The organism is Dyella jiangningensis (assembly GCF_003264855.1).
Taxonomy (GTDB): domain Bacteria; phylum Pseudomonadota; class Gammaproteobacteria; order Xanthomonadales; family Rhodanobacteraceae; genus Dyella; species Dyella jiangningensis_C.
The window spans coordinates 1,427,755-1,452,125 of sequence record NZ_NFZS01000001.1 but is presented as its reverse complement, the minus strand read 5'-3'; the positions used below and the strand labels follow the sequence as shown (position 1 = coordinate 1,452,125).

11 protein-coding genes and 2 pseudogenes are annotated in these 24,371 nt (G+C 64.6%); 10 read left to right on the top strand and 3 right to left on the bottom strand.

What is annotated here, in order from left to right; all coding sequences use genetic code 11:
* The first annotated feature begins 67 nt into the window (after positions 1–67).
* The 9 genes and pseudogenes from CA260_RS06405 to CA260_RS20865 all read left to right on the top strand — a co-directional run.
* Complete coding sequence (locus CA260_RS06405) at positions 68–1,822, top strand: DUF885 domain-containing protein (protein WP_111981524.1); 1,755 nt, start codon at positions 68–70, stop codon at positions 1,820–1,822.
* 152 nt (positions 1,823–1,974) lie between these two features.
* Positions 1,975–3,384, top strand: a complete 1,410-nt coding sequence (locus tag CA260_RS06400; protein WP_111981523.1) for an amino acid permease — start codon at positions 1,975–1,977, stop codon at positions 3,382–3,384.
* Positions 3,385–3,419: 35 nt separating this feature from the next.
* Positions 3,420–4,622, top strand: a complete 1,203-nt coding sequence (locus CA260_RS06395) for a glycoside hydrolase family 27 protein (protein ID WP_111981522.1) — start codon at positions 3,420–3,422, stop codon at positions 4,620–4,622.
* A 185-nt stretch (positions 4,623–4,807) separates the two neighbouring features.
* A complete protein-coding gene (locus tag CA260_RS06390) occupies positions 4,808–6,769 on the top strand; it encodes a glycoside hydrolase family 127 protein (protein WP_111981521.1) in 1,962 nt (653 codons plus the stop codon).
* Between the two features lie 176 nt (positions 6,770–6,945).
* Positions 6,946–9,855, top strand: a pseudogene (locus CA260_RS06385) (TonB-dependent receptor).
* Between the two features lie 233 nt (positions 9,856–10,088).
* Positions 10,089–11,192 (top strand): Glu/Leu/Phe/Val dehydrogenase dimerization domain-containing protein, encoded by a 1,104-nt coding sequence (locus CA260_RS06380; RefSeq protein ID WP_111981520.1) that lies wholly within the window; start codon positions 10,089–10,091, stop codon positions 11,190–11,192.
* Between the two features lie 105 nt (positions 11,193–11,297).
* On the top strand, positions 11,298–13,460 hold the full coding sequence (gene yccS, locus CA260_RS06375) for a YccS family putative transporter (protein ID WP_111981519.1): 2,163 nt from the start codon (positions 11,298–11,300) through the stop codon (positions 13,458–13,460).
* Between the two features lie 86 nt (positions 13,461–13,546).
* Entirely contained in the window at positions 13,547–14,704 is a 1,158-nt protein-coding gene (locus tag CA260_RS06370) for an isovaleryl-CoA dehydrogenase (protein ID WP_111981518.1), read from the top strand.
* 292 nt (positions 14,705–14,996) lie between these two features.
* A pseudogene (locus CA260_RS20865) lies at positions 14,997–15,551 on the top strand (transposase); the annotation flags it as partial.
* A 392-nt stretch (positions 15,552–15,943) separates the two neighbouring features.
* On the opposite strand, the gene CA260_RS06365 reads toward CA260_RS20865, so the two are convergent.
* The 3 genes from CA260_RS06365 to CA260_RS06355 all read right to left on the bottom strand — a co-directional run bounded on the left by CA260_RS06365 (position 15,944) and on the right by CA260_RS06355 (position 22,973).
* Positions 15,944–16,810, bottom strand: coding sequence for a class I SAM-dependent methyltransferase (locus CA260_RS06365; RefSeq protein WP_111981517.1), 867 nt, complete (start codon positions 16,808–16,810; stop codon positions 15,944–15,946).
* A gap of 265 nt (positions 16,811–17,075) precedes the next feature.
* Positions 17,076–19,973 carry a S8 family serine peptidase gene (locus CA260_RS06360; protein ID WP_238149625.1) on the bottom strand — a complete coding sequence of 966 codons (2,898 nt, stop codon included), beginning with the start codon at positions 19,971–19,973 and terminating at the stop codon, positions 17,076–17,078.
* 177 nt (positions 19,974–20,150) lie between these two features.
* Positions 20,151–22,973: an autotransporter serine protease gene (locus CA260_RS06355; protein ID WP_238149624.1), complete on the bottom strand. Its 2,823-nt coding sequence runs from the start codon at positions 22,971–22,973 to the stop codon at positions 20,151–20,153.
* Between the two features lie 205 nt (positions 22,974–23,178).
* Between CA260_RS06355 and CA260_RS06350 the strand changes: the two genes are divergently transcribed.
* A complete protein-coding gene (locus tag CA260_RS06350; RefSeq protein ID WP_111981515.1) occupies positions 23,179–24,363 on the top strand; it encodes an acetyl-CoA C-acyltransferase in 1,185 nt (394 codons plus the stop codon).
* Positions 24,364–24,371: the final 8 nt, after the last annotated feature.

The following is a 24,371-nucleotide window of genomic DNA, read 5'->3' as shown; positions in this document are numbered from 1 at the left end:
CAACGCCAAAACGCCGCGGTCGCGCACCGGGTGCGCTCCTACGGACATCTCCACGAAGGACAGCGACATGAAGCCTCTCATCCTCGCCCTTGCCTGCACGCTCTGCCTTGCCACCTCGCTCCCGACGCGTGCCGACGGCGATGCCACCGCCCGCTTCCATGCGATCTACACCAGGGAATGGGCCTGGCGACAGGCGCAGTTCAAGGGCGCGGATGACGAGGACAACAACGGCAGCAAGCTCGCCGACCACTTGCCGAAGGTCGACGCCGCCACGCAGGCGATGCGCGAGCAGTACTGGGCCGATGTGCTCAAGCAGCTCGACACGATGTCGCCGAACCAGCTGAAGGGCGACGACCCGGTCAACTACGCGGTGTATCGCAACCAGATCCAGACCCTGCTGGCTGATCAGCATTTCCGCACCTGGGAAATGCCGTTCAACAGCGATACGGCTTTCTGGACCAACCTGGGCTTCACGGCGCGCCGCACGCTGCGCACCGCCGAGGATTACCGCCACTACATCCGCCAGATGCAGGACATCCCGCGCTACTTCGGCGAGCAGACGACCAATATGCAGGCTGGCCTCGCCCGCGGCTTCAGCGTGCCGCGGGTGACACTCACCGGGCGCGACCAGTCGATCGCCGACGTGGTGAACGCCAAGGGTGACGACAACCTGTTCTACACCCCGTTCCGCAAGATGCCCGCCACCATTCCCGCCGACGTGCAGGCACAGTTACGCGCGCAGGGGCGCGAGGCGATCCAGCAATCGGTGATTCCTGCCTACGCGAAGCTGCTCGACTTCATGCGCAACACCTACATGAAGCAGGCGCGCACCACGCTCGCCGCCGAATCGATGCCGGACGGCAAGGCGTTCTATCAGTCGCAGATCCGCGAGTACACCACGCTCGACATGACGCCGGACGCGATCCACGAGCTGGGCCTGAAGGAAGTGGCGCGCATCCGCAAGGAGATGGACGAGACCATCCGCGACAGCGGCTTCAAGGGCAGCTTCCCAGAGTTCCTGCACTACCTGCGCACCGATCCGAAGTTCTATCCCAAGACCGCCGACGAGCTGTTGAAGGACGCCGCGTGGATCGCCAAGCGCGTGGATGGCAAGGTCGGCAACTATATCGGCCGCCTGCCGCGACAGCGCTTCGCCATCGAGCCGGTGCCGGCGGATCTCGCCCCGTTCTATACCGGCGGCCGTGGCGGCCCGGGCGTCTATCTGGTCAATACCTATGACCTGCCCTCGCGCCCGCTGTACTCACTGACCGCACTGACGCTGCACGAATCGGCGCCGGGCCACGCCTTCCAGATGCCGCTGGCGGCCGAGCATGAAGGCCTGCCGGACTTCCGTCGCTACACCTACATCTCCGCCTATGGCGAGGGCTGGGCGCTGTATTCCGAGCGCCTGGGCGTGGAGATGGACATGTACGACTCGCCGTACGACCGCTTCGGCTACCTGAGCTACCAGATGTGGCGCGCCGCCCGCCTGGTGGTCGACACCGGCATCCACCACACGGGCTGGACGCGCGAGCAGGCGCAGGCCTTCATGCGTGACAACACCGCGCTGAGCGAGCACGAGATCGAGACCGAAGTGGATCGTTACATCGCATGGCCGGGCCAGGCGCTGTCGTACTACCTGGGCGAACTCGCCATCGTCGATGCACGCGCGAAGGCGGAGAAGGCGCTGGGTGAGCATTTCGACCTGCGCGCTTTCCACGACACCGTGCTCTCGCTCGGCTCGGTGCCGCTGCCGGTATTGCAGCAAGAGGTGGACAAGTTCATCGCGGATGGCGGCAAGTCGCCGTACGCCGCGAAGTAGTCAAAGCAGCTCAATAACGGAGCAACTCGCCAGGGAAGACGCGACGCGCTTCTGCTTGCATAGCCCTGCGGCCACAGACCGTGGCAGCGATGAAGCGAGCGGAGGACCGACGTTCCATACCAATCGATAGCACGCGACACGGGGAGTAGCGGATGGGCCTGATCAACGACATGCTTCGGCGCAAGCCGGTGGAGGCATTGCAGGGCGAGGCCGCGAGGGGCGGCAGTGGCCTGCGTCGCGTGCTGGGCCTGTGGCAACTGACGGCCATCGGCCTTGGCGGCATCATCGGCGTGGGCATCTTCGTGCTCACCGGCACCGTGGCGGCCACGCAGGCCGGGCCTGCCGTGCTCGTCTCCTTCATCATCGCAGGCATCGCCAGCGCGGCCGCGGCGTTGTGCTATGCCGAGTTCGCGGGACTCATCCCCGTTTCGGGCAGCGCCTACACCTACGGCTATGCCGTGCTCGGGGAGTTCGCCGGCTGGATCATCGGTTGGGACCTCCTCCTCGAATACGCGTTGATTGCGGCCGTGGTCGCGGTGGGCTGGTCGGGGTACATGCAGGCCCTGCTCGATGCCGCCGGCCTGCCGCTGCCGGTATGGGCGCAAGGTGCCTGGGGCAGCGCGCCCGGCTGCGTGGTGAACCTGCCGGCCATCATCATCTCCGTGGTCATCACCACCCTGCTCGCCGTGCGCATGGAATGGGGGGCGCGCTTCAACACGCTGATCGTGTCGATCAAGATTGCCGGCGCCGCGCTGATCGTCATCGCCGGCGCGGCGTACGTGAAGCCGGAACGCTGGCATCCCTTCATGCCGTTCGGCATGCATGGCGTGGTGACCGGTGCCGCCGTGGTGTTCTTCGCCGTGTTCGGCTACGACATGCTCACCACCGCGGCGGAGGAATCGCGCAACCCCCAACGCGACCTGCCGCGCGCCGTGTTGCTGTCGCTGGGCATCGCGATGGTGTTGTACATCGCCATCTGCCTCGTACTTACCGGCATCGTTCCATACACCACGCTCGACAATGCCGCGCCGGTGGCGAATGCCTTCATCCGCATCGGCATGCCGTGGACGATGGTTGTGATCTCGCTGGCGTCCGTGTGCGGCATCACCAGCGTGATCTTCGCCAACCTGATGGCGGGCGCCCGCATCGGCTTCAGCCTCGGCCGCGATGGGCTGCTACCCTCGTGGTTCGCCGCCGTGCATCCGCGTTGGCGCACGCCGCATCGCTCCACCCTGCTGCTCGGCGCCGTGACCGCCGTAGCCTCCGGCCTGTTTCCGCTGGATGAGCTCGCCAAGCTGGTAAACATCGGCGTGCTCGGCGCCTTCATCGTCATCTGCACGGCCGTGGCGGTATTGCGCTGGCGCCAGCCCGAACTGCACCGCCCGTTCCGTACGCCGCTGATGCCGCTGGTACCGATCATCGGTGTAGGTTTCTCGTGCTGGCTGATCTGGGGCCTGCCCATCATCACGTACGTGCGCTTCGCCATCTGGCTGCTGCTGGGTTGCGTGCTGTACCTGAGTTATGGCCGGCACCATAGTCGCGTGGCTGCAAACGCAGCCTGACATTTCGCACCGCTCTTCTGACGACGAGGTGAACCATGCGATTGTCCCGTTGTGTTCTGTTCGCGTTGACCATGGCACTGGGCTCGGCATGCGGCAGCGCGTTTGCCGATACCGTCGCGGCCACGCCCCCGATGGGCTGGAACAGCTGGAATTTCTTCGCCGAGAAAGTCACTGACGCCGATGTACGTGCGGCCGCCGATGCCCTGGTGAGCAGCGGCATGCGCGACGCCGGCTACGTCTACGTGAACATCGACGACGGCTGGCAGGGCCAGCGTGATGCCAAGGGCGTCATCCACCCTAACGAGCGCTTTCCCGACATGAAGGCGCTGGCCGACTATGTCCATTCGAAAGGACTGAAGCTCGGCATCTACACCTCGCCCGGCCCCAAGACCTGTGCCGGCTTCGCCGGATCGCTGGGCCACGAGGCGCAGGATGCGAAGACCTACGCCGCCTGGGGCGTGGACTATCTCAAGTACGACTTGTGCAGCTTCATCGAGGACCAGATGAAGGCCAAGGCGCCCAACGACCCCGCGCAACAGATGCGCCTGATGGTCGACGCCTACGAACGCATGCATGCCGCCTTGACGGCGACGGGCCGGCCCATCGTCTATTCCCTGTGCCAGTACGGCTGGGACGCGGTGTGGGAATGGGCGCCCGGCGCCAAGGTCGGCGGCAATCTCTGGCGCACCACCGGCGACATCACGCCCGAATGGGATCGCATCTATGCGATCGCCTCGCAACAGGCGGGATTGGCGAGCTATGCCGGTCCGGGGCACTGGAACGATCCGGACATGCTTGAAGTCGGCAACGGCAAATTGACCGCCGCCGAGAATCGGGCGCACTTCAGCTGGTGGGCGATGCTGGCCGCGCCCTTGCTCGCGGGCAACGATCTTGCGCATATGCCAGTGGAGGTCAAGAACATCCTGGCCAACCGCGACGTCATCGCCATCGACCAGGACACGCTCGGTAAACAGGCCACACGTGCGTACGCCGAGGGCGAGGTCGAGGTGTGGACGCGCCCGCTGCAAAACGGTGCGATGGCGATCGCCATCTTCAACGTGGGCAGCGCCCGCTATGACACGCATCCTTTCCGCCTGAACCTGTCGAAGCTTGGCTTGCATGGCCCTCAGCAAGGCAAGGACCTGTGGAGCGGCAAGCCGATATCGCTGTCCGATCAGCAGGCCATCGCGCTGGCTCGCCACGACGTGTTGCTGGTCCGCCTGGATGCGCCGCGCTGAGGCGTCGGCGCACACATGGCCGCTCGTGCAGAAGAGACCGTCTGCGACTATGCAGGATTCCGCATGCCGTGCCGTCAAATGACACAAGACGACCTGCTCGTGTGACGGCACGATGAAATCCTGCGTAAGCGACGTTCGAAACACGTCATCGTTCCATGATGTCCGGCCATGCCTCGGGGAGAGTCATGCAACAGGATCGTGATCATCGCAGGCGATTTCTCAAGCAAGCGGCCACTGCGCTGGCGTCGTTGGCGGTCGTGCCCCGCGCCTTCAGCCTCGCGCCCGATGTCGCCGACACCGCCACGCCCATCGGCGCGGCGAATGGCAACGTCGTGCGCGAACAACCCGTGTATCGCATGCGGCCCTTTGCGCTTGGCCAGGTCCGTCTCCTGGACAGCGACTTCTCGCGCGCCGCGGCGATCAACCAGCGCTATCTGCACAGCTTGCCGGTGGATCGGCTGGCGCACAGTTTCCGCGTGCACGCCGGCATCGCTTCCAGTGCGAAACCCCTGGGCGGCTGGGAGAAGCCCGACTGCGAGTTGCGAGGCCACTTCAGCGGCGGCCACTATCTCTCCGCTGCCGCATTGGCTTATGCCACGGTGGGCGACGCCACGCTCAAGCAGCGTGGGGACGAGCTGGTCGCGGCGCTCGCCGCCTGCCAGCAGCCCAATGGTTACCTGAGCGCGTTCCCCGAAAGCTTCTTCGACCGCCTCAGCAGCGGCCAGAAGGTGTGGGCGCCGTTCTACACCATCCACAAGATCCTCGCCGGCATGCTCGACATGGTCGAGCACACCGGCAACAAGCAGGCACTGCAGGTAGCGATCGGCATCGGCAACTGGACGGTGCGCTGGCTCAACGGCTTTTCCGATGCAGAGATGGCGCACATCCTGAAGACCGAGTACGGCGGGATGAACGACGCCATGGTCGAGTTGTACGCGATCACCGGCAACAGCCGCTATCTCGATGCCGCGCACCGCTTCGACCAGGTATCGCTGTTCGATCCATTGGCGGCGCATCGCGATGAGCTGCAGGGCCTGCACAGCAACACCCAGATACCCAAGGTGATCGGCGCCGCCCGACGCTACGAGCTCACCGGCGAGCCGCGCTACCGGCGCATCGCCGAGTTCTTCTGGGAAACCGTCACGCGAAATCGCACCTACGCCACCGGCGGTTCCAGCAACGACGAGTTCTGGAACACCGCACCCGGCGACCTCAAGGGCCAACTGGGGCTGTACAGCGCCGAGTGCTGCGTGGCCTACAACCTTATGAAGCTGACGCGCCACGTGTACGCGTGGAACGGCGACCCGCGCGCGTTCGACTACTACGAGCGCACGCTATACAACGCGCGACTCGGCACGCAGGACGGCGACGGCATGAAGTTGTACTACTACCCGCTGCAGCCCGGCGCGGCGAAGTTCTACAACACGCCCACCGACTCCTTCTGGTGTTGCACCGGTAGCGGTGCGGAAGAGTTCGCCCGCTTCAACGACAGCATCTACTTTCGCGACGGCAACGATCTTTACGTCAACCTGTTCATTCCCTCCGAACTCGACTGGCCAGAACAGAAGCTGCGCTTCCGCCAGGAAACGGCCTTCCCCCGCGAATCGCTGACACGTTTCCGGCTATCGCTCAGCGCGCCATCCACGTTCGCGTTGAACCTGCGCGTTCCTTCATGGATCGGACCGGGTGCACGCGTGCGGCTCAACGGCCAGGCGCTGGATGTGTTCGCCTCGCCCGGCAGCTACCTCACGATCAAGCGCGAGTGGCACGACGGCGATCGCCTCGAACTGGATCTCCCCATGCAGGTGACACGCATGGCGTTACCCGGCGACGACAGCCTGCAGGCGGTGCTTTATGGACCGCTGGTATTGGCGGCGCGCCTGGGCGACAAGGGTCTGACCCACGACATGCAGTACTGCGGCTACGACGCGGCACCCAAGCCCGAACCCAAGCCATGGCCCGCACCACGCGTCACCGACAAGCAAGGCGACGAGGTGCCCTGGTTGCGCGTGGCATCCGCGCAGGATCTCTGCTTCGAAGCCCAGACGAGTGACGGCACGCTCGCCGTCACGCCGCTCAACCAGGTGCACGGCGAACGCTATGCCGTGTACTGGCAATCCGAACCCGGCGCGCACGGCAACAGCTAAGCACGCCAACAGCCCGTCGACGTCGTGACGGGTCCAAGGGGCTGAACGACACGCGTCGTGCATCTCCATCACGGCAACCGCAACGGTTGGGTCGCACCCGACACGGCCTTGTGTTGCCCGCAGAAAGTGCCGCGTCTTACCCCATTCCCCTGCAGTCATGTCACGCGAGGAACTCCATGCATTCGACGCACGATCTTCCGCTCAAGCATTCGCCCTGTCGTCCACGATCGCGCACGCTCGACGTTGCCGTGAAGTCGGCGCTCGTGTCGATGCTGTTCGCCGCCGCTGTTCACGCGCAGGATGCCGGCCCCACGCCGCCACCGGCAAACACCGACCAGCCGTCGACGGACAAAGCCAAGACGCTTGAAGGCGTCACCGTGACCGGTTCGCGCATTCGCCGCGTCGACGTGGAGACGGCCAATCCCGTCGTCACGGTCGATCGATCGCAGATCGCCGCGAGCGGCAAGGCGACGTTGGGCGACGTGGTGCAGGAGCTGCCATCGATCGCCGGCAATGCCACCAACGCAAACACCAACAATGGCGGCGGCACCGGCGCGGCCACCATCTCGCTGCGCGGCATGGGCGACAAGCGCACGCTGATCCTGGTGAACGGCGTGCGCCTCGCCTACAACGACGTCAACAGCATTCCCGCCAACATGATCGATCGCGTCGAGGTGCTGAGCGACGGCGCTTCCGCGATCTACGGCTCGGATGCGATCGGTGGCGTGGTGAATTTCATCCTGCGCGACAAGTTCGACGGCGTGCAGTTTTCCGGCGATTTCGGCGAGAGCGGCCATAGCGACGGCTTTCGCCGCCACTTTTCGTTGACTGCCGGACACACCGGCCAGCGTGGCAGCATCGTGGCTGGCATCGAGCACCAGAGTCTCGATGCGGTATCAGCGAGCGACCGCGCGTTCTCGCGCGATGCGCTCAATCTTTCCAACGGCCAGGTGATCGTCAGCGGCTCGTCGGCGACGCCGGTGGGTTCTATCACTCTGCCGCGCTCGGTAGCGTCGCAGGTCGGCTGCTCGTCGCGCGTATCGCTCAACCCTGGCGTCAGCGGCGCCACGGCGCTCAACGACTATCACTGCTACACCAACGCGGACACCTACAACTACCAGGGCGACAACATCCTGCAAACGCCGCAGAAGCGCGACAGTGTTTTCCTCATCGGAAAGTACAAGGTAACGGATGCGATCGAGGCTTACGGCAATTTCTACTACACCAGGACGCAGTCCGATTCGCAGATCGCGCCGGTGCCGGTATTCGCCAACGGCGACAACTTCGTGGTCTCGGCGCAGAACTACTACAACCCGTTCGGCGTGAACTTCGGCACCGATCGCATCACCGGCGACAGCTACGGCGATTTCAACACGCGCTTCACCACGCTGGGTTACCGGCGCTACACGTACAAGACCTACAACATGCAGTTCACGCCCGGCCTGCGTGGCAGCTTCGGCGACAGCTCATGGCAATGGGACGCCAACTTCAACTACGGCAAGGTGCGGCAGAAGTCGGTCAACTACGGTTTCCTCGATTACGAGGGACTGCAGCAAGGCCTGGGGCCCTCCTATCTCGACGCAGGCACCGGCAAGGTCACGTGCGGCACGCCGGGCAATCCGGTCGCCAATTGCACGCCGATCAACATCTTCAACGTCAGCGATCCGACCACCATCGCGGCCCTGCGCGCCATCCAGCGCGACCCCACCGCCACATCGGACTACATCGTCAAGCAATTCGAGGCGAACGCAAACGGCAACCTGTTCACCCTGCCCGCCGGCGATGTGAGCCTCGCCACGGGACTGTCCTATCGCAAGGAGAGCACCTCGACCTGGGCCGACCCGCTCGCTGTGGGCGATGCCAACGGCCTGTGTGGCGTCGTGGAGTTCTGCACCACGGTGCTTTCCGGCAGCTTCAACGTGAAGGAAGCCTATGCCGAGGCGCTGGTGCCTCTATTGGCCGACAAGGCATGGGCGAAGGCGCTCAACGTGACGCTGGGGTCGCGCTATTCCGACTACAGCACGGCCGGCAGCAATACCAGCAGCAAGGTCGCACTGGAATGGCGGCCGGTGGAGGATTTGCTGTTCCGCGGCACCGTTTCGCAGGTGTTTCGCGCACCCAACATCAACGAGCTCTACCAGGGCATTGCCAACGACGCGCCGACGGTCAACGACCCGTGCAATTTCTACACGGGCGGCCACGCCGCCGCCTGCGCCAACGTCCCCGTGGACGGCAGCTACCAGCAGGCCAATCCGCAGATCTCCGCCAAGGCATCCGGCGCCGTGGCCGCCGGCTACCAACTGAAGCCGGAACAGGGCAAGTCGTTCGACTACGGCGTGGTGTACGACCCGCAGTGGCTGCCCGGGCTGTCGCTCAGCGCGGACGTGTGGCGCATCAACCTCAACGACACGATCACCACCATCTCCGCGCAGACGGTGCTCAACCAGTGCTACGGCAATGCGGCCAGCCCGTTCTGCGGCTTCATCCATCGCTTCGACACCGGCAACATCAACTACGTCGCGGAGCCCACGGTGAACCTGGGCGCCCTGTCGACCAAGGGCGTGGACGGCACCGTGGCGTATCGCTTCGACGAGACGCGCTTCGGCCGCTTCAACCTGCGCCTGGATACCACCTACGTGGCGCGCTATGACGTGAACCCCGATCCGTCCGATCCCACCGCGGTGACCATCCACAATGCCGGCAAGTACACCTATGCCTACGGCAATTTCCCGCGCTGGCGCGGCCTGGCCACCTTGAACTGGACCCGCGGCCCATGGAGCGCGAGTTGACGCATGCGTTACATCGGCCGCACCCAGGTCGGCAGCGCGGACGAACAGCAGCAGCTGTCGGCCGACCTGTCGATTCCCGCCGTGGTGCGCAAGGTCGGCGCGTACACCTATCACAATGTCCAGGCCGGCTATGACTTCGAACCCTGGCACACCCGGCTGGATCTGGGCATCGACAACCTGACCGACAAGCAGCCCCCCCTGCTCTACCAGAACAACGTGACCAACTCGAACACCGACGTAGCAACCTACGACGTCATGGGCCGCTACTACTGGATCCGGGCGACCGTGACCTTCTGACCCGGGCTGGCGTACGGGCGCAGCGCCGCTTTTTGCCCGTACGCCAGCGACTTGCGGCGACGCAGCAACCCTTCGCCCGGGGACGTACTAAACTATCGGACTAAATTCATCGCCCCGACCACTGGTCGGGGTTTTGACTTTAAGGCTGTTGTTAGTACCCCTGGCGGGCCACCCCGCCTCCATTCCTGCGGCGTCCTCCCCACAGCGCCGCCAAACGTGGAGTTTGCGTTCCAATGATTTTCGAAACCATCGCCAAGACGGGTCACGAAGAAGTCGTCTTCTGCCACAACAAGGATGCCGGCCTGAAGGCCATCATCGCGATCCACAACACGGTGCTGGGCCCGGCACTCGGCGGCCTGCGCATGTGGCCGTACAAGAGCGAGCAGGACGCGGTGAACGACGTGCTGCGCCTGTCGCGCGGCATGACCTACAAGAACGCCGTGGCCGGCCTGAACCTGGGCGGTGGCAAGGCGGTGATCATCGGCGATCCGAGCAAGGACAAGTCCGAGGCGCTGTTCCGCGCGTTCGGCCGCTTCGTCAACTCGCTCAACGGGCGCTACATCACGGCCGAAGACGTCGGCATCGACGTCAACGACATGGAATACGTGTTCCGTGAAACCGAATACGTGACCGGCGTGCACCAGGTGCATGGCGGCTCGGGCGATCCGTCGCCGTTCACCGCGTTCGGCACGCTGCAGGGCCTGATGGCCGCGCTGCAGGTCAAGCACGGCAACGAAGACGTGGGCAAGTACAGCTATGCCGTGCAGGGTTGCGGCCACGTGGGCAGCGAGTTCATCAAGCTGCTGCGCGAGCAGGGCGCCAAGGTGTTCGTCACCGACATCAACAAGGATGCCGTGCAGCGCTGCGTGGACGAGCTGGGCTGCGAAGCCGTGGGCCTGGACGAGATCTACGACGTCGACGCCGACGTGTACTCGCCGTGCGCCCTGGGCGGCACGCTCAACGAGCAGACCATCGACCGCATCAAGGCGAAGATCATCTGCGGCGCGGCCAACAACCAGCTGGCCACCGACGCGATCGGCGACGAGCTGCAGCGCCGTGGCGTGCTGTACGCCCCGGACTACGCCGTCAACGCCGGTGGCGTGATGAACGTGTCGCTGGAAATCGACGGCTACAACCGCGAGCGCGCCATGCGCATGATGCGCACCATCTACTACAACCTGGGCCGCATCTTCGAAATCTCCAAGACCGAAGGCGTGCCGACCTACCGCGCGGCCGACCGCCTGGCCGAAGAGCGCATCGAAGCCATCGGCAAGATCAAGCTGCCGACCATGGGCAATCACGGCCCGCGCTTCGCCGGTCGCATGCGCGGCCAGTAAGCACGATCGCAAGCCCCGGGAAACGCCGGCCTTGCGCCGGCGTTTTTTTTGCCTGCAGTACGGCGACGCTGGGCATGATGCAGCGCATCATCTATCCTGCTCATCGTGACTTCCGCACCCGCCCTCGCCCAACGCTGGCGCCGCCTGCGCGGCTCGGACCGTTTTGCCGAATGCGTGCGCGTGCTGCTTGCGCTGGGTGGTGCGGTGGCCTGGTGCTTCGGTGACGGCCGCAACGATGCGGTGGTCCCGCTGCTGCTCGGCGTGATCGCGTGCGCGCTCGCGGAAACCGAAGACCATTGGCGCAGCCGCGCAGGCACCCTCCTTCTCACGCTCGCCTGCTTCGCGGTCTCCGCATTCTCCGTGCAATGGCTGTTTCCTTATCCCGCGTGGTTCGGAGTGGGATTGCTCGCGTCGACGTTCGTCCTGGTGATGCTGGGCGCGATCAGCGAGCGGTACGCGACCATCGCCGGGTCCACGCTGCTCCTGGCCGTCTATACGATGATCGGCGCAGACGCGGCATTGACGGTACCGGGCAACCCTTGGCAGCAACCGCTGTGGCTGCTGGCCGGCGCCGCCTGGTATGGCGTGCTCTCGCTGCTGTGGAGCGTGCTGGCCCCGCAACAGGCGGTGCGGCAATCATTGGCGCGGCTGTTCGAGGCGCTGGCCGATCTGCTGGAAGGCAAGGCGGCCTTCTTCATGCCCGTCCATGGCGTTGACCGCGAGGCGCTGCAGGTGACGCTCGCCGCGCGCAACGAGCGCGTGGTGGAAGCACTGAACGATGCACGCCTGATGTTGATCGATCGCATCGGCTCGCGGCGGCCGCGTGGCACCAGCGCCGCCATGCTGCGGCTCTACTTCATCGCGCAGGACGTGCACGAGCGCGTCAGCTCGTCCCACTACCCCTATGACGCGCTCGCCGATGCACTGTTCCACAGCGACGTGCTGTTCCGCTGCGAACACCTGCTGCGGCTCGAAGCCGACGTCTGCCGGCAGAAGGCCGACACCTTGCGATGGCAGGACGATGCCGAGGCCAGCGCATCCACCCGCGCCGCATTGGACGACCTGCATGGCGCGATGCACGCCCTGCGCGGGCAGCCGCAGGCGCTTGACGAACCCTTGCTGCGTTCGGTGCAGGCGCTGGTCAACAACCTCGAAACGTTGCATCGCCAGCTGGAGGGCACGCATGCCATTGGCCTGCCGTCCACACGCCATGGCGGCCTGCTGCAGAACCCTGCCCCGCAGTCGTTGAAGGAAGCGTGGGAGCGCGTACGCGAACACCTCACGGCGCGTTCGTTCCGGTTTCGCCACGCCCTGCGACTGTCGTTGGCACTGCTGGCCGGCTACGTCGTGTTGCACCTGGTGCATCCGCGCCACGGCTACTGGATCCTGCTCACCACGTTGCTGATCTGCCAGCCGAGCTACGGCGCCACGCAGCGACGCCTGGTGCAGCGCGTGGTCGGCACGGTGGTCGGCCTGGTGCTGGGCTGGGCCGCGCTGCAACTGGTGCCGTTCGGCCCGTGGCAGATGCCGTTGATCGTGCTGTCCGGCGTCATCTTCTTCGCGGCGCGATTGCGTCGCTATCCCACCGCGACGGCGGCCATCACGCTGTTCGTCGTGCTGTGCTTCAATCAGGTCGGCAATGGTTACGAGGTGATGTGGCCTCGCCTGCTCGACACGCTGATCGGCGCGGCGATCTCGGCGCTGGCGATGCGGTTGATCCTGCCCGACTGGCAGGGCCGCCGTCTCGACGACGTGCTGGCCGATACCGTGCGCTGCGACGCGCACTATCTCGCGCGCATCCTGGCCCAGTATTCCAACGGCCGGCACGACGACCTGGACTACCGCATCATGCGACGCGATGCGCACAACGCCAACGCGGCACTGAGCAGCCTGCTGGCGAACATGTTGCGTGAGCCGGGGGAACACCGGCGCGCCAACGAACTCCTGCTGCGTTTCCTGGCTGCCGCCCAGACGCTTCTGGGCATGCTTTCGGCCTTGGGAGCGAACCGGCAGGTGATCTCTTCCGGCCCGGCGCGCGACGCGGTCGAACGAGCGGGGGCGCGCACCGTGGAAGCGCTGCAACAACTGGCCGACGCGCAGGCCAACGGCCTGGAGGCCACGAGCGCCACCGATGACGAAGCCTTCGCGCAAGCCATGGCGATCTGCGACAGGAACGAAACGGCTCGCCTGGTGCTGGGTCAGCTGGCCCAGGTCATGAGCCAGCGCGACCGCCTCGCTGAACTCGCCAACGCGTTCCACGCCGACTGATCCATGACGGGTTGTGCGACGCGCAACGGCTCGTCATCGCCGTCGCGTTACCATTTGCTCCTTGATTGAATTCGGAGTTGGCTGGCATGCGTCCGTTCCCGCTGGGTGAAGACATCGATCTGCTGCGCGAGAGCGTGCACGCGTTTGCGGAAAAGGAGATCGCGCCCCGCGCCGATCACATCGACCGCGACAACCAGTTTCCGGCGGACCTGTGGCGCAAGTTCGGCGACATGGGCCTGCTCGGCATCACCATTCCGGAGGAATACGGCGGCAGCGGCATGGGCTTTCTCGCGCACCTGGTGGCGATGGAGGAGATCTCGCGCGCATCCGGTTCGGTCGGCCTTTCCTACGGCGCACATTCCAACCTGTGCGTGCAGAACATTTTCCACAACGGCAACGAAGCGCAGCGCCGCAAGTACATTCCCAAGCTGTGCTCCGGCGAGTTCGTCGGCGCGTTGGCGATGAGCGAACCCGGCGCCGGTTCCGACGTGGTCGGCTCGATGAGCTGCAAGGCGGAAAAGAAGGGCGACGTGTGGGTCGCCAACGGCTCGAAGATGTGGATCACCAACGGCCCCGACGCCGACGTGCTGCTGGTCTACATGCGCACTGCGCCGCGCGTCGCGGGCAGCCGCTGCATGACGGCCTTCATCGTCGAAAAGGGCATGAAGGGTTTCAGCACCGCACAGAAGCTCGACAAGCTCGGCATGCGCGGCTCCAACACCTGCGAGCTGGTGTTCGAGGACTGCGAGATTCCCGCCGAGAACATCGTCGGCGAAGTGAACGAAGGCGTACGCGTGCTGATGAGCGGGCTGGACACCGAACGCCTCGTGCTCTCCGGTGGTCCGATCGGCATCATGCAGACGGCACTGGACATCACCCTGCCCTACGTGCGCGAACGCAAGCAGTTCAACGCGCCGATCGGCACCTTCGGCCTGATGCAGGGCAAGGTGGCCGACATGTATACGGCGCTGCAGTCGTCACGCGGTTTCGCTTACATGGTCGCGCAACAGTTCGACAGCAACGTGAGGTCGCGCATCGACCCCGCCGCCTGCCTGCTCAACGCCTCGCAGAACGCGGTAAAGGTGGCGCTGGAAGCGATCCAGGCGCTGGGCGGCAACGGCTACATCAACGAATTCCCGGCCGGCCGCCTGTTGCGCGACGCCAAGCTCTACGAGATCGGCGCGGGCACCAACGAAATCCGCCGCATGTTGATCGGCCGCGAGTTGTTCCACGGCAAGGCCTAGATGGCAAGCGCTGTGGGAGCGCATCCTGTGCGCGATCGCAGTGTGCCGGCGTCACCGCGCGGTGGGCTTTTCGTGCACTGGGCGCGCTCCTATGAGGGGTAGCAGGCGATGCTTCTGCTAGCACTCGCTGCTAGCACTCGCTGCTAGCACTCGCTTCTACCACACCCTCTACCCAAAGGTAGAGGAGCGAGCCGCGGCTTCGCTTCAAGTCCTCGGCGCTGTGGCGCGTTGCAGCGTGGCCGCTGTCTACCAAAAAGGCGGCAGCCATTCAGGCTTCTCAAGCTTCAAGGCTTCCCTACGGACTGCTGCCAGCTCATCAGATCAATGGATAGGACTGAGCACGCGTTCGGTCAATCCGATTTTCCTCGGCGTCCGTCGCCGCATGGCCGAAGAATGTGAACGCCGCCCGCCCTTTCATGGCGAAGTGGAAGTTGATGAAGCGTTCTTCGGGCCATGGCACGTGCGTGGCAAACGTGGGCGTGGCGCATCAAAGGAAACATCGTCTTCGGCATGCTTAAACGCGACGATTACGTCCACACGCAGATCGTCCCCAACCGTCGCGCATGTGGCGCTCGACGGCACCATTATTTCGAAATGTTTGAACAGCTGCGGCGGCTTGGTCGATCTGAGCTACGCAAAACATCTGCGCGTTCGTTATAGCGAGGATCATTTTGCTGACGAACCTAATCACATCAACGGGACGGAAAGCTTCTGGAGTTATGCCAAGCGTCGGCCTGCCAAGCTCAATGGACTATCCAAATGGACCTTTCTGCTTCATCTAAAGGAATGCGAATTTCGCTCCAAACACCAGCGTGAGGATGTCTATCGCGCCATACTCGCGATCTTGCACGTCCACCGAATAGGCGCATTTGCTTCCCAAGATCCAAAGATGGTGACCCGAGCCCCAGGACTAGCTTTGCGTCGCCAACAGCAAGTCGAGACGCCGTCACGTAGGCGGTAACCGGGTGGTGACACATCAAAGAAGAGGCCGAGCTCCGAATGCTCGGACCTCAGCTCCTGTAGAGCTTTTCGGTCTGTGCCATGATTGCGAGTCGCCGTCGTTCAGGCGAGAAGGTTGGGGGAATAGAGGCACAAGCTGGACCGCTACTCGCCCACCTCCATACAAACGCGACCGCACGCACCCACGCACCGACGATCTTCGCGCGGGAGGCAGATTCAGCAGCTTAAATAAAAAAGCACTGATAGCTGCAGGTCACAAATGCGCCCGCTGCTCAAGGCTTATGTCTTGGGCGTCAGGAAGATGTATCGCTGTAACGAATCCTCCAGCGACCGGTCTGTCGCAACGATCTGCCATTCAGGCACACTCGCCTCTAGCCATGCCAGGGTGAACGATGTGTCGCCGTAGGTTATGTCGCCATCGACAGCCTCGCGGAAATGGGGACAGAACGCAAATCCGGTGTCATTGTGCTGTCGAACCAAATCACGCTTCTGATTCGGCGTCGTATGACTGTCGTTCGCCCAGTATTCCTCGGGACGAATGGTGATCAAAAGCACGCCATCGGGCTTGATATGCTTACGCAGCGCGCTAAACGAGGCCAGCGTCGCCCGCTCCGACAGATGCGTAAACACTGAGAACGCGTAGATCAGGTCGAAGGTGCGGCCACCAACTGGAAGTGACTCGGGCAAATAATCCGACTGGACAAAATTTCGCCCCATACCATCGGCACGACAGATTTCGATCGAACGGTCCCAGGGATCGACGCCCCACAGGTTAGCCTCATCGACGTACGCATACATCAGCCGGGCAATACGTCCATAACCACAGCCATAGTCGAGAACTGAGGCATCTTGAATGGCTCTTCCGGTAATGCGTGTGTACGTCGCACTCATAGAACGAACAAAGTTCAACGTCTGCTTCAACAGCGGGATACCGTAGTTGCCCGTCCAGTCGCGCTGGATCTGGTCTGACGCCATACGAGGGAGCACACGCGACAACCGGGGAAACGATGCGTTAGGGAGGGAAAGCAGGAACTCGCCACAGTCGTCTAGTCCGAGTGCCCCAAGCCTCTTGAATATCTCACCACGCGGCAAAGAATCAGCATCCTCTTCCAGCTTGCGCACGTGGCGTTCAACATAGGCCAACATAGGATTTCCTCATACTCGTGGAGCTTAAAAGACTTAAATAACCAACACGCCGTTGGTGTTGAGCTCTTCGTGTTACCAGAAGCTAACGTCAGCCTACTTGCAGAAGCGGTTGGACGAAAGGCCGTGGATCGCACATATTCCAGCCGCCGTCCGACGAAATGGAGCGTCGTCGACGTCGTGGTGGAATGGCGCGGTCGTACTGCCGAATCTTGAAGCCCCACACCGTTCGTATGCTTCCACAGGTCGACCACCGGGTGGCCTTCACCTAGAAATCCAGCCTGTAGCTGAGCGTCCCCATCAAGCCCTGGTCGTGCTGACCGAAGTACTGGTCCATGCCGAACTGCAGGTGGGAACGTGCGGACGCCGCCCAATCGAGCGTGAGGCCCGCCTGACTCTGGTACCGCGACAGCCCGACGCCGCCGACCGGCGCCCATTGGTCCACACCGGTAAAGCTGGCATCGAACACATCACCGTGCGTGGCGAAGGATTGCTGCCACTGCAGGCGCCCCTGCAACGCCAGGCTTCCGCCATGGGGCAAGCCCCACTGGTGGCCTGCGCGCAAACCCACACCCGCCTGCCAGCGAGATACCGCTTGCGAACCGGCCTTCAGGCCGAATCCGTCGCCGCCGAATTCGTTGAAGCCATCGCGTGCGACATGCGCGTATTGCAGGTTCGCGTACGGCGTGAACTGCACCTCGCCCAGCGACGCGCGATAGCCGCTCTCGCCATACGCGACGGTGTATCGGCCATTCGTATCGCTCGCCACGCTCGACACGTCGCTGCCCAGCTCGATGTGGCGACGCATGTTTTCGCGATAGCTGCCTACGCCGAGGCGTCCCATCGTGTACCAGCTGTCTCGCACGAAGCCGGCGTACAACATGCCTTCGACCGCGCGGCTCTGGCCCTGGTCAGCGTATTCGGCGAGGCGGCCCAGGCCCTCGCTCTGGCTGACCGCGAAGCCGAACACGCCGTTACTGCCGAAGCGGCGGTCCTGGCCGACCATCCAGCCACTGAGGTCGTAGCCGATGCTGCCGTAGCCGCTGCGGCTCATGCTGCCGTGGTAGCCCAGCGTCTGCGCCCAGCCGCCGCTGGCGCCGCGCCTGTCGACCAGGTCGTCGAAGTGGTCGGACAACGCACGCGTTCCCGCGTCGATCGCTTCGAACGTCATCGCCGCGCTCGCCGCATGCAACTGGCCCGACAGGCTTTCGAGCGAACGCTGCAATGCGGCGGTGTTCGCCGTCTGCTGGAGGTTGGCGGCGCTATGGATGAAGTCGGTCGTGACGACGCTGCTGCCGGTCACGCCTTGCGTTACCTGCGTATTGATCTGGCCGAAGGCATTGTCGACGCGCTGCGCGGCGGCGAACGATGCCGCGGTATAGGTCATGCCGGTGACCGCGGAAGCCTGCACCTGGCTCACGTCGAGCCATGCGCTGCTGCTGTCGTAGTTCAGCGAGGCGGAAAGCAGCACGCCCTGCGCAACGTCGAGTCCCGTGAACTTGCCGGTCAGGCCGCCGGTGGCGGTGAGTACTTCGGTGTGCGTATTGGCTACGTAGCCTTGCTTCGCACCGATCACGTACAGATTGCCGCCGTTCAGTACGGCCTTGCCATCCACGCGAAGGGCATAACCCAGCTCCACCGCAAGCCGACCCATCTGGCCGTCCGTGGCATAGAAGCCCTGGTAATAGCCGCCCTTCACGTGCACGTCGCCGCCCGCAACGACCAGCGTGCCCCAGTTCTGCACGTCCTTGCCGAAGGTATGGGCGCCACGCATCACCGCGTCGACATTGTCGAGGTACAGATTGCCCGCGAGTGACGGCGCCACGAGCGTGCCGTGTTCGACGCGGGTATTGCCTTCGTAGCTCGGATCGCTGGTCAGCGTGAGCGTGCCGGTGCCGTCCTTCACTAGGCCACCGGTGCCGCTGATCGGATTACCCCAGGTGGAGTTCGTGTCGAGCATGACGCTGAAATCGCCCCAGTCGAAACGACCAGGCCCCTTCACCGCCTTGCCCACGTCGAGCATGCCGTAGCCGAACACCGGGTCGACACCCGGTGCGCCAAGGTCGTCCGCCGTACCCAGCAAGGTCTGGCGCACCTGGTCGTTGGTGAAGTACGGGAACGCCTGCCACACCAGTGCCGCGGCGCCTGACACCGCCGGCGCCGCGAACGAGGTGCCCTTGACGATCCACAGGCTCGGCTTGCTGCCGGTATCGTCCTTGCCGCTGACCACCACATCACCTGGCGCGGCCAGGCAGTAGTTCATGGCGATGCCGCACTTGTTCGAATAGCTCGCCAGTTCCGTGGGGTGATTGCTGTCCACCGCGACCACGGCGAGCCATCCCTTTTCCAGGTCGGGCGCGAGGCTCGGCAAGGCGGCGATGGTGCTGGGGTTGGCCAGTGAGGAGTTGCCGGCGGCAAACACCACCAGCCCGCCCCAGGAATTGACGTAGGTGTTGTACGCGTCGTGGAAGCCTTTCGTGGTCGCCGTGTCGGACGCATCCCACGTGATGCCGCCCCACGAATTGTTCATCACCTTCACGCCGGCGCTGATCAGGTCGCCGTTGATGAACTGGAACGGATACGCGTCGGCGGCCGTGACCGTGGAGGGTGGTGTCGAGCCGTTGTCGCTGGGCGCCTTGTCGGAAATGATGCGCGCGGAAACGAGGTTCGCGCCCGGCGCGAGGCCGCCGGGAAAGTTGCCATAGGTCGTGCCCGCGGCGATTTCGGAGACCCAGGTGCCATGGCCGATCACGTCGTCCACCGAGGTGTTGTTGGTGGACGAGTCGATATAGATCAGTTCATGCGTGACCCGGCCGGACAAGGCCGGGTGGTTGTGCATGATGCCGCTGTCGACGACGCCGATGGTCACGCTCGCGCCATTGAAGCCTGCGCTGTGCGCCGCGTCGGCGTGCGTGAGCGACAGCTGCGCGTCGAGCGGAGGCTGGTCGGTCGGCGGCGGCGTGGGTGTCGTGGGTGTGGTCGGATTCCCGGAGTTGCCGGGACCGGATGGCGGCGTATAGCCGGGACTGGGCGGGGTGTAACCCGGACTCGGCGGTGCATAGGGGCCGGCTGGCTTGACGTTGCCGTTCCCTCCGCCACCACAGGCGCTCAGACCCAGCGCCGCGCACACCAACACAGACATCTGGCGGAAACGCATCCCGCGCATACCACTATCCATAGCTTCCCCTGTGCCCTTAGGCGAACCGTGCCATCCAAGCGCGGCGGTCCCTGTTCGACTGGACTCCGCCAGCACCTCCTTTCTCCATATTCGCACAACCTTGCGCAGGAAGTTCCTACGCACGGTCACGTCGCGGACGGGTTCTCAAGGGAAAGCGGTGGATCCTCAGAACGACAGGCGGTAACTCAGCGTCTCCGTCTGCCCGCGTTCGAACTGGGCGACGTATCGGTCGAGGCCCAAGGACAGGCGGGATCGGGCGGACATCAACCAGTCGAGGCTGACCCCGGCATCGCCGCCGTAACGGGACAGACCAATGCCGCTTACCGGCGACCATTGGTCGAGCACGGCGAAACTGGCGTCGGGAATGGCGCCGCGCATGCCGAAGGCGCGCTGCCACAGCAGATGGCCTTGGAGGCTGAGCTGACCGCCACCTGCCAGCGCCCAGTCGCGCCCCGCACGCACGCCGGCGCCGCCCTGCCAGCGTTCGACCGTCTGCGCACCGGCCCTGAGCCCGAAACCATCGCCGCCGACCTCGTCGAAACCATCGGTGCGGACATCCGCATACTGAAGATCGACGTAGGGCGTCACATGCATGGCGCCGAGCGAGAAACGATAACCGCCCTCGGCGTAGGCCACGCCGTAGCGGCCATGGGTGTCACTGGCGACGTTCTGCACGTCGCTGCCGAGCTCGATGTGGCGGCGCATGTCCTCGCGATAGGTGCCGACACCCAGTCGTCCCATCGCGTACCACTGGTCACGCATCCATCCGCCGTAGAGCATGCCTTCGACCGCGCGGCTGGCGCCCTGGTCGGCGAATTCATCGAGGCGACCCAGGTTCTGGCTCTGGCTGACGGCAAAGCCGACGACGCCGTTCGCGCCAAGCCGATGATCCTGGCCCACCATCCAGCCACTGAGGTCGTAGCCAACCTGCGCGAAGCCGCTGCGACTGAGGCTTCCGTAGCCATCCAGCGTCTGGGTCCAGCCGCCCACGTGCCTGCTATCGGCCAACTGGTCGAAGCGGCCCGACAAGGCGCGGGTACCTGCGTCCATCGCTTCGAACGTCATCGCCGCGCTCGCCGCGTGCAACTGGCCAGAGAGGCTCTCCAGCGATTGCTGCAGGGCATGGGCGGTCGCGGCCTGCTGCAACGAGGCCGCGCCATTGACGAAGGAAGAAGGCGTGGGGGTCGCGCTCGCACTGCCCTGCGAAGCCTGCGTGTTGAGCTGGTTGAATGCCGCATCGACGCGCTGGGCCGCGGCGAAAGAAGCCGGCGTATAGGTCACGCCGGTGACATTGGTCGCCTGCACCTGGCTCACGTTCAACCATGCGTCGGTGGCGTCGTAATTGAGCGATGCGGACAACAGCACGCCGGTGGCGACATTCAGCGCGGAGAACGTGCCGGTCAGTCCACCACCCGTCGTCAGCACGTTGGTATGCGCGTTGACCTGATAGCCCTGACGGACGCCGGTGATGTAGAGATCGCCGCCCGCGAGGTTGGCCGTGCCGGCGACGTGGAAGTTCGCACCCAGCGGCATCGCGAGCCGGCCGTTGCCCTGCTGCGTGTAGTTGCCGAGGATCGTCATGTCGGTGGCGTTCATAGCCAGCACGCCGGCGTTCGTCACCGAGCCGCCGACCGAGGCCGTGTTGGTCAGCACGCCCTGCGCACCGATGGTGACGCTGGAGGCCAGCGACGCCGCGGCCAGCATGCCGCCCTGCACCTGCGTCAATCCGGTGTAGGCCGCCGGATAGGTCAGCGTCAGCGTGCCCGTGCCCTGCTTGATCAGGCCGCCCGCACCAGAGATCGTGTTGGACCAGGTGGAGCTGCCACTGAAATTGACGGTGACATCGCCCCAGTTGAACTGGGCCGGACCTTTCACGGCCCGCGCGAGATCCAGTTCGCCATAGCCAAACGTGGCGTTGGGTTGTGAACCACCCAACGGGTCGGCCGTGCCAAGCAGCGTCTGCCGCACGAGGTCATTGCTGAAGTAGGGAAAGGCCTGCCACACCAGCGCCGCGGCGCCGGATACCTGCGGCGCCGCCAGCGAGGTGCCGGCGACGATCCAGTAGGTTTCGTTGGCCGTCGAGGTGTCGCCCTTGCCGCTGACGATCACGCTGCCGGGCGCAGCGAGGCAATAGCTCATCGCGATGCCGCACTGGTTCGAATAACTCGCCAGCTTGCCCGGGTTGTTGCTGTCGACCGCAACGACGGTGAGCCAGCCCTTCTGCAGGTCCGGCGCCAGGCTGGGCAAGGCGGCGATCGTGCTCGGGTTGGCTTGCGAATCGTTGCCGGCGGCGAACACCACCAGGCCGCCCCAGGAGTTGATGAAGGGACTGTAGGCATCGTGGAACGATTGCGTGGTCGCGCTATCGCTCGCGCTCCAGCTGATGCCGCCCCAGGAATTGTTCATCACCTTGACGCCGCTGTTGATCAGGTCGGCGTTGACTTGCCCGAGCGGAATCGCATCCGACGAACTGACCGGCGCCGGCGGCGTCGAGCCGTTATCGTCCGGCGCGTTGTCGTCGATGATGCGCGCCGAGACGATGTTCGATCCCGGCGCGATGCCGCCGGCAAACTGGCCGAACGGTGTACCTGCGGCGATCTCGGCCACGAAAGTCCCGTGCCCGTTGACGTCATCGACCTTGAGGTTGTTGGTGCTCGGATCGACGTAGACCAGTTCCTTGACCACCCTTCCGGACAAGGCAGGGTGGGTGGACATCACACCCGTGTCGACGATGCCGATGGTGACACCGGAGCCCGTGTAGCCGGCCGCATGCGCGGCATAGGTATTGGTAATGCCCAACTGGGCGTCGATCGGCGGTTGCGCCACGCTGCTGGATGGCGGCGGGACAGGTGCCGGTGCGGGTGCGGGTGCAGGCGCCGGCCTCGTGTTGCCGTTGCCTCCGCCGCCACCGCATGCACTCAGGCCCAGGGCCAATCCGGCCAGCACGGCGGCCCGCCGGCATGGCAATGCTTGCTTACCCATCTTCATCGCCCTCACCCCGTCGATGACGTCCCCTGTCCCACCAACGCATGACGGATCGAATAGTCGCACAACGAAAACGCAACCAAACGGTCGCAAGATCGCATGGCTGCACCAAATCGGCCCGGTTTGCCCCCGCCAGCCACGGACTGCGATAATTCCATGGCTATTCCCTGGGCACTTTCAGCCCCATCAAGTACTTGCGGAGATTTCCATGTCGGATGTCAGCGTCGTCATCGCCGGTGCCAAGCGCACCGCCATTGGCTCCTTCCTCGGCCAATTCACCGGCGTCCCCACGCCCACCCTGGGCGCTACGGCCATCCGCGCCGCACTGGAACAGTCGGGCCTGGCACCGACCGATGTCAGCGAAGTGATCATGGGTTGCGTGCTGCCGGCCAACCTCGGCCAGGCCCCCGCCCGCCAAGCGTCGCTGGGTGCCGGCCTGCCGGTGTCCGTGGGCTGCACCACCGTCAACAAGGTCTGCGGCTCGGGCATGAAGGCGATCATGCTGGGTCATGACCTGATCAAGGCCGGCTCGGCAACCATCGTGGTGGCCGGCGGCATGGAGTCGATGACCAACGCACCGCACATGGTCAACGCGCGTACCGGCATCCGCTACGGCGACGGCACCCTGGTCGACCACATGGCATGGGACGGTCTGACCAACCCGTACGACGGCAAGGCGATGGGCGTGTTCGGCGAACAGTGCGCCGACAAGTACCACTTCACCCGCGAAGAGCAGGACACGTTCTCCACCGAATCGGTGGAGCGCGCCAAGGCCGCGCAGCAGTCCGGCGCCTTCGCTGGCGAAATCGTCCCGGTCACCGTGACGAGCCGCAAGGGCGAGGTGAAGGTCGACACCGACGAGCAGCCGGGCCGCTCCGATGTCAGCAAGATCCCCACGCTCAAGCCCGCGTTCCGCAAGGAAAACGGCACCATCACCGCCGCCAGCTCCTCGAGCATCTCCGATGGCGCCGCCGCCGTGGTGCTGCTCTCGGCCGACGACGCCAAGGCTCGCGGCCTCACGCCGCTGGCCCGCATCGTGGCCCATGCCACCCACTCGCAGGAACCGGAATGGTTCACCACCGCTCCCGTGGGTGCACTGCACAAGGTGCTGGAAAAGGCCGGCTGGAAGGTCTCCGACGTGGACCTGTTCGAGGTCAACGAAGCCTTTGCCGTGGTGGCCATGGCGGCCATGCGCGAGCTGGACATTCCGCGCGACAAGATCAATGTCAACGGCGGCGCCTGCGCGCTGGGCCATCCCATCGGTGCGAGCGGTGCCCGCCTGGTGGTCACCCTGCTCAATGCGCTGAAAACCCGTGGCCTCAAGCGCGGCGTGGCGTCCCTGTGCATCGGCGGCGGTGAAGCGACCGCGGTTGCCGTGGAACTCCTTGATTAAAGGTGTCT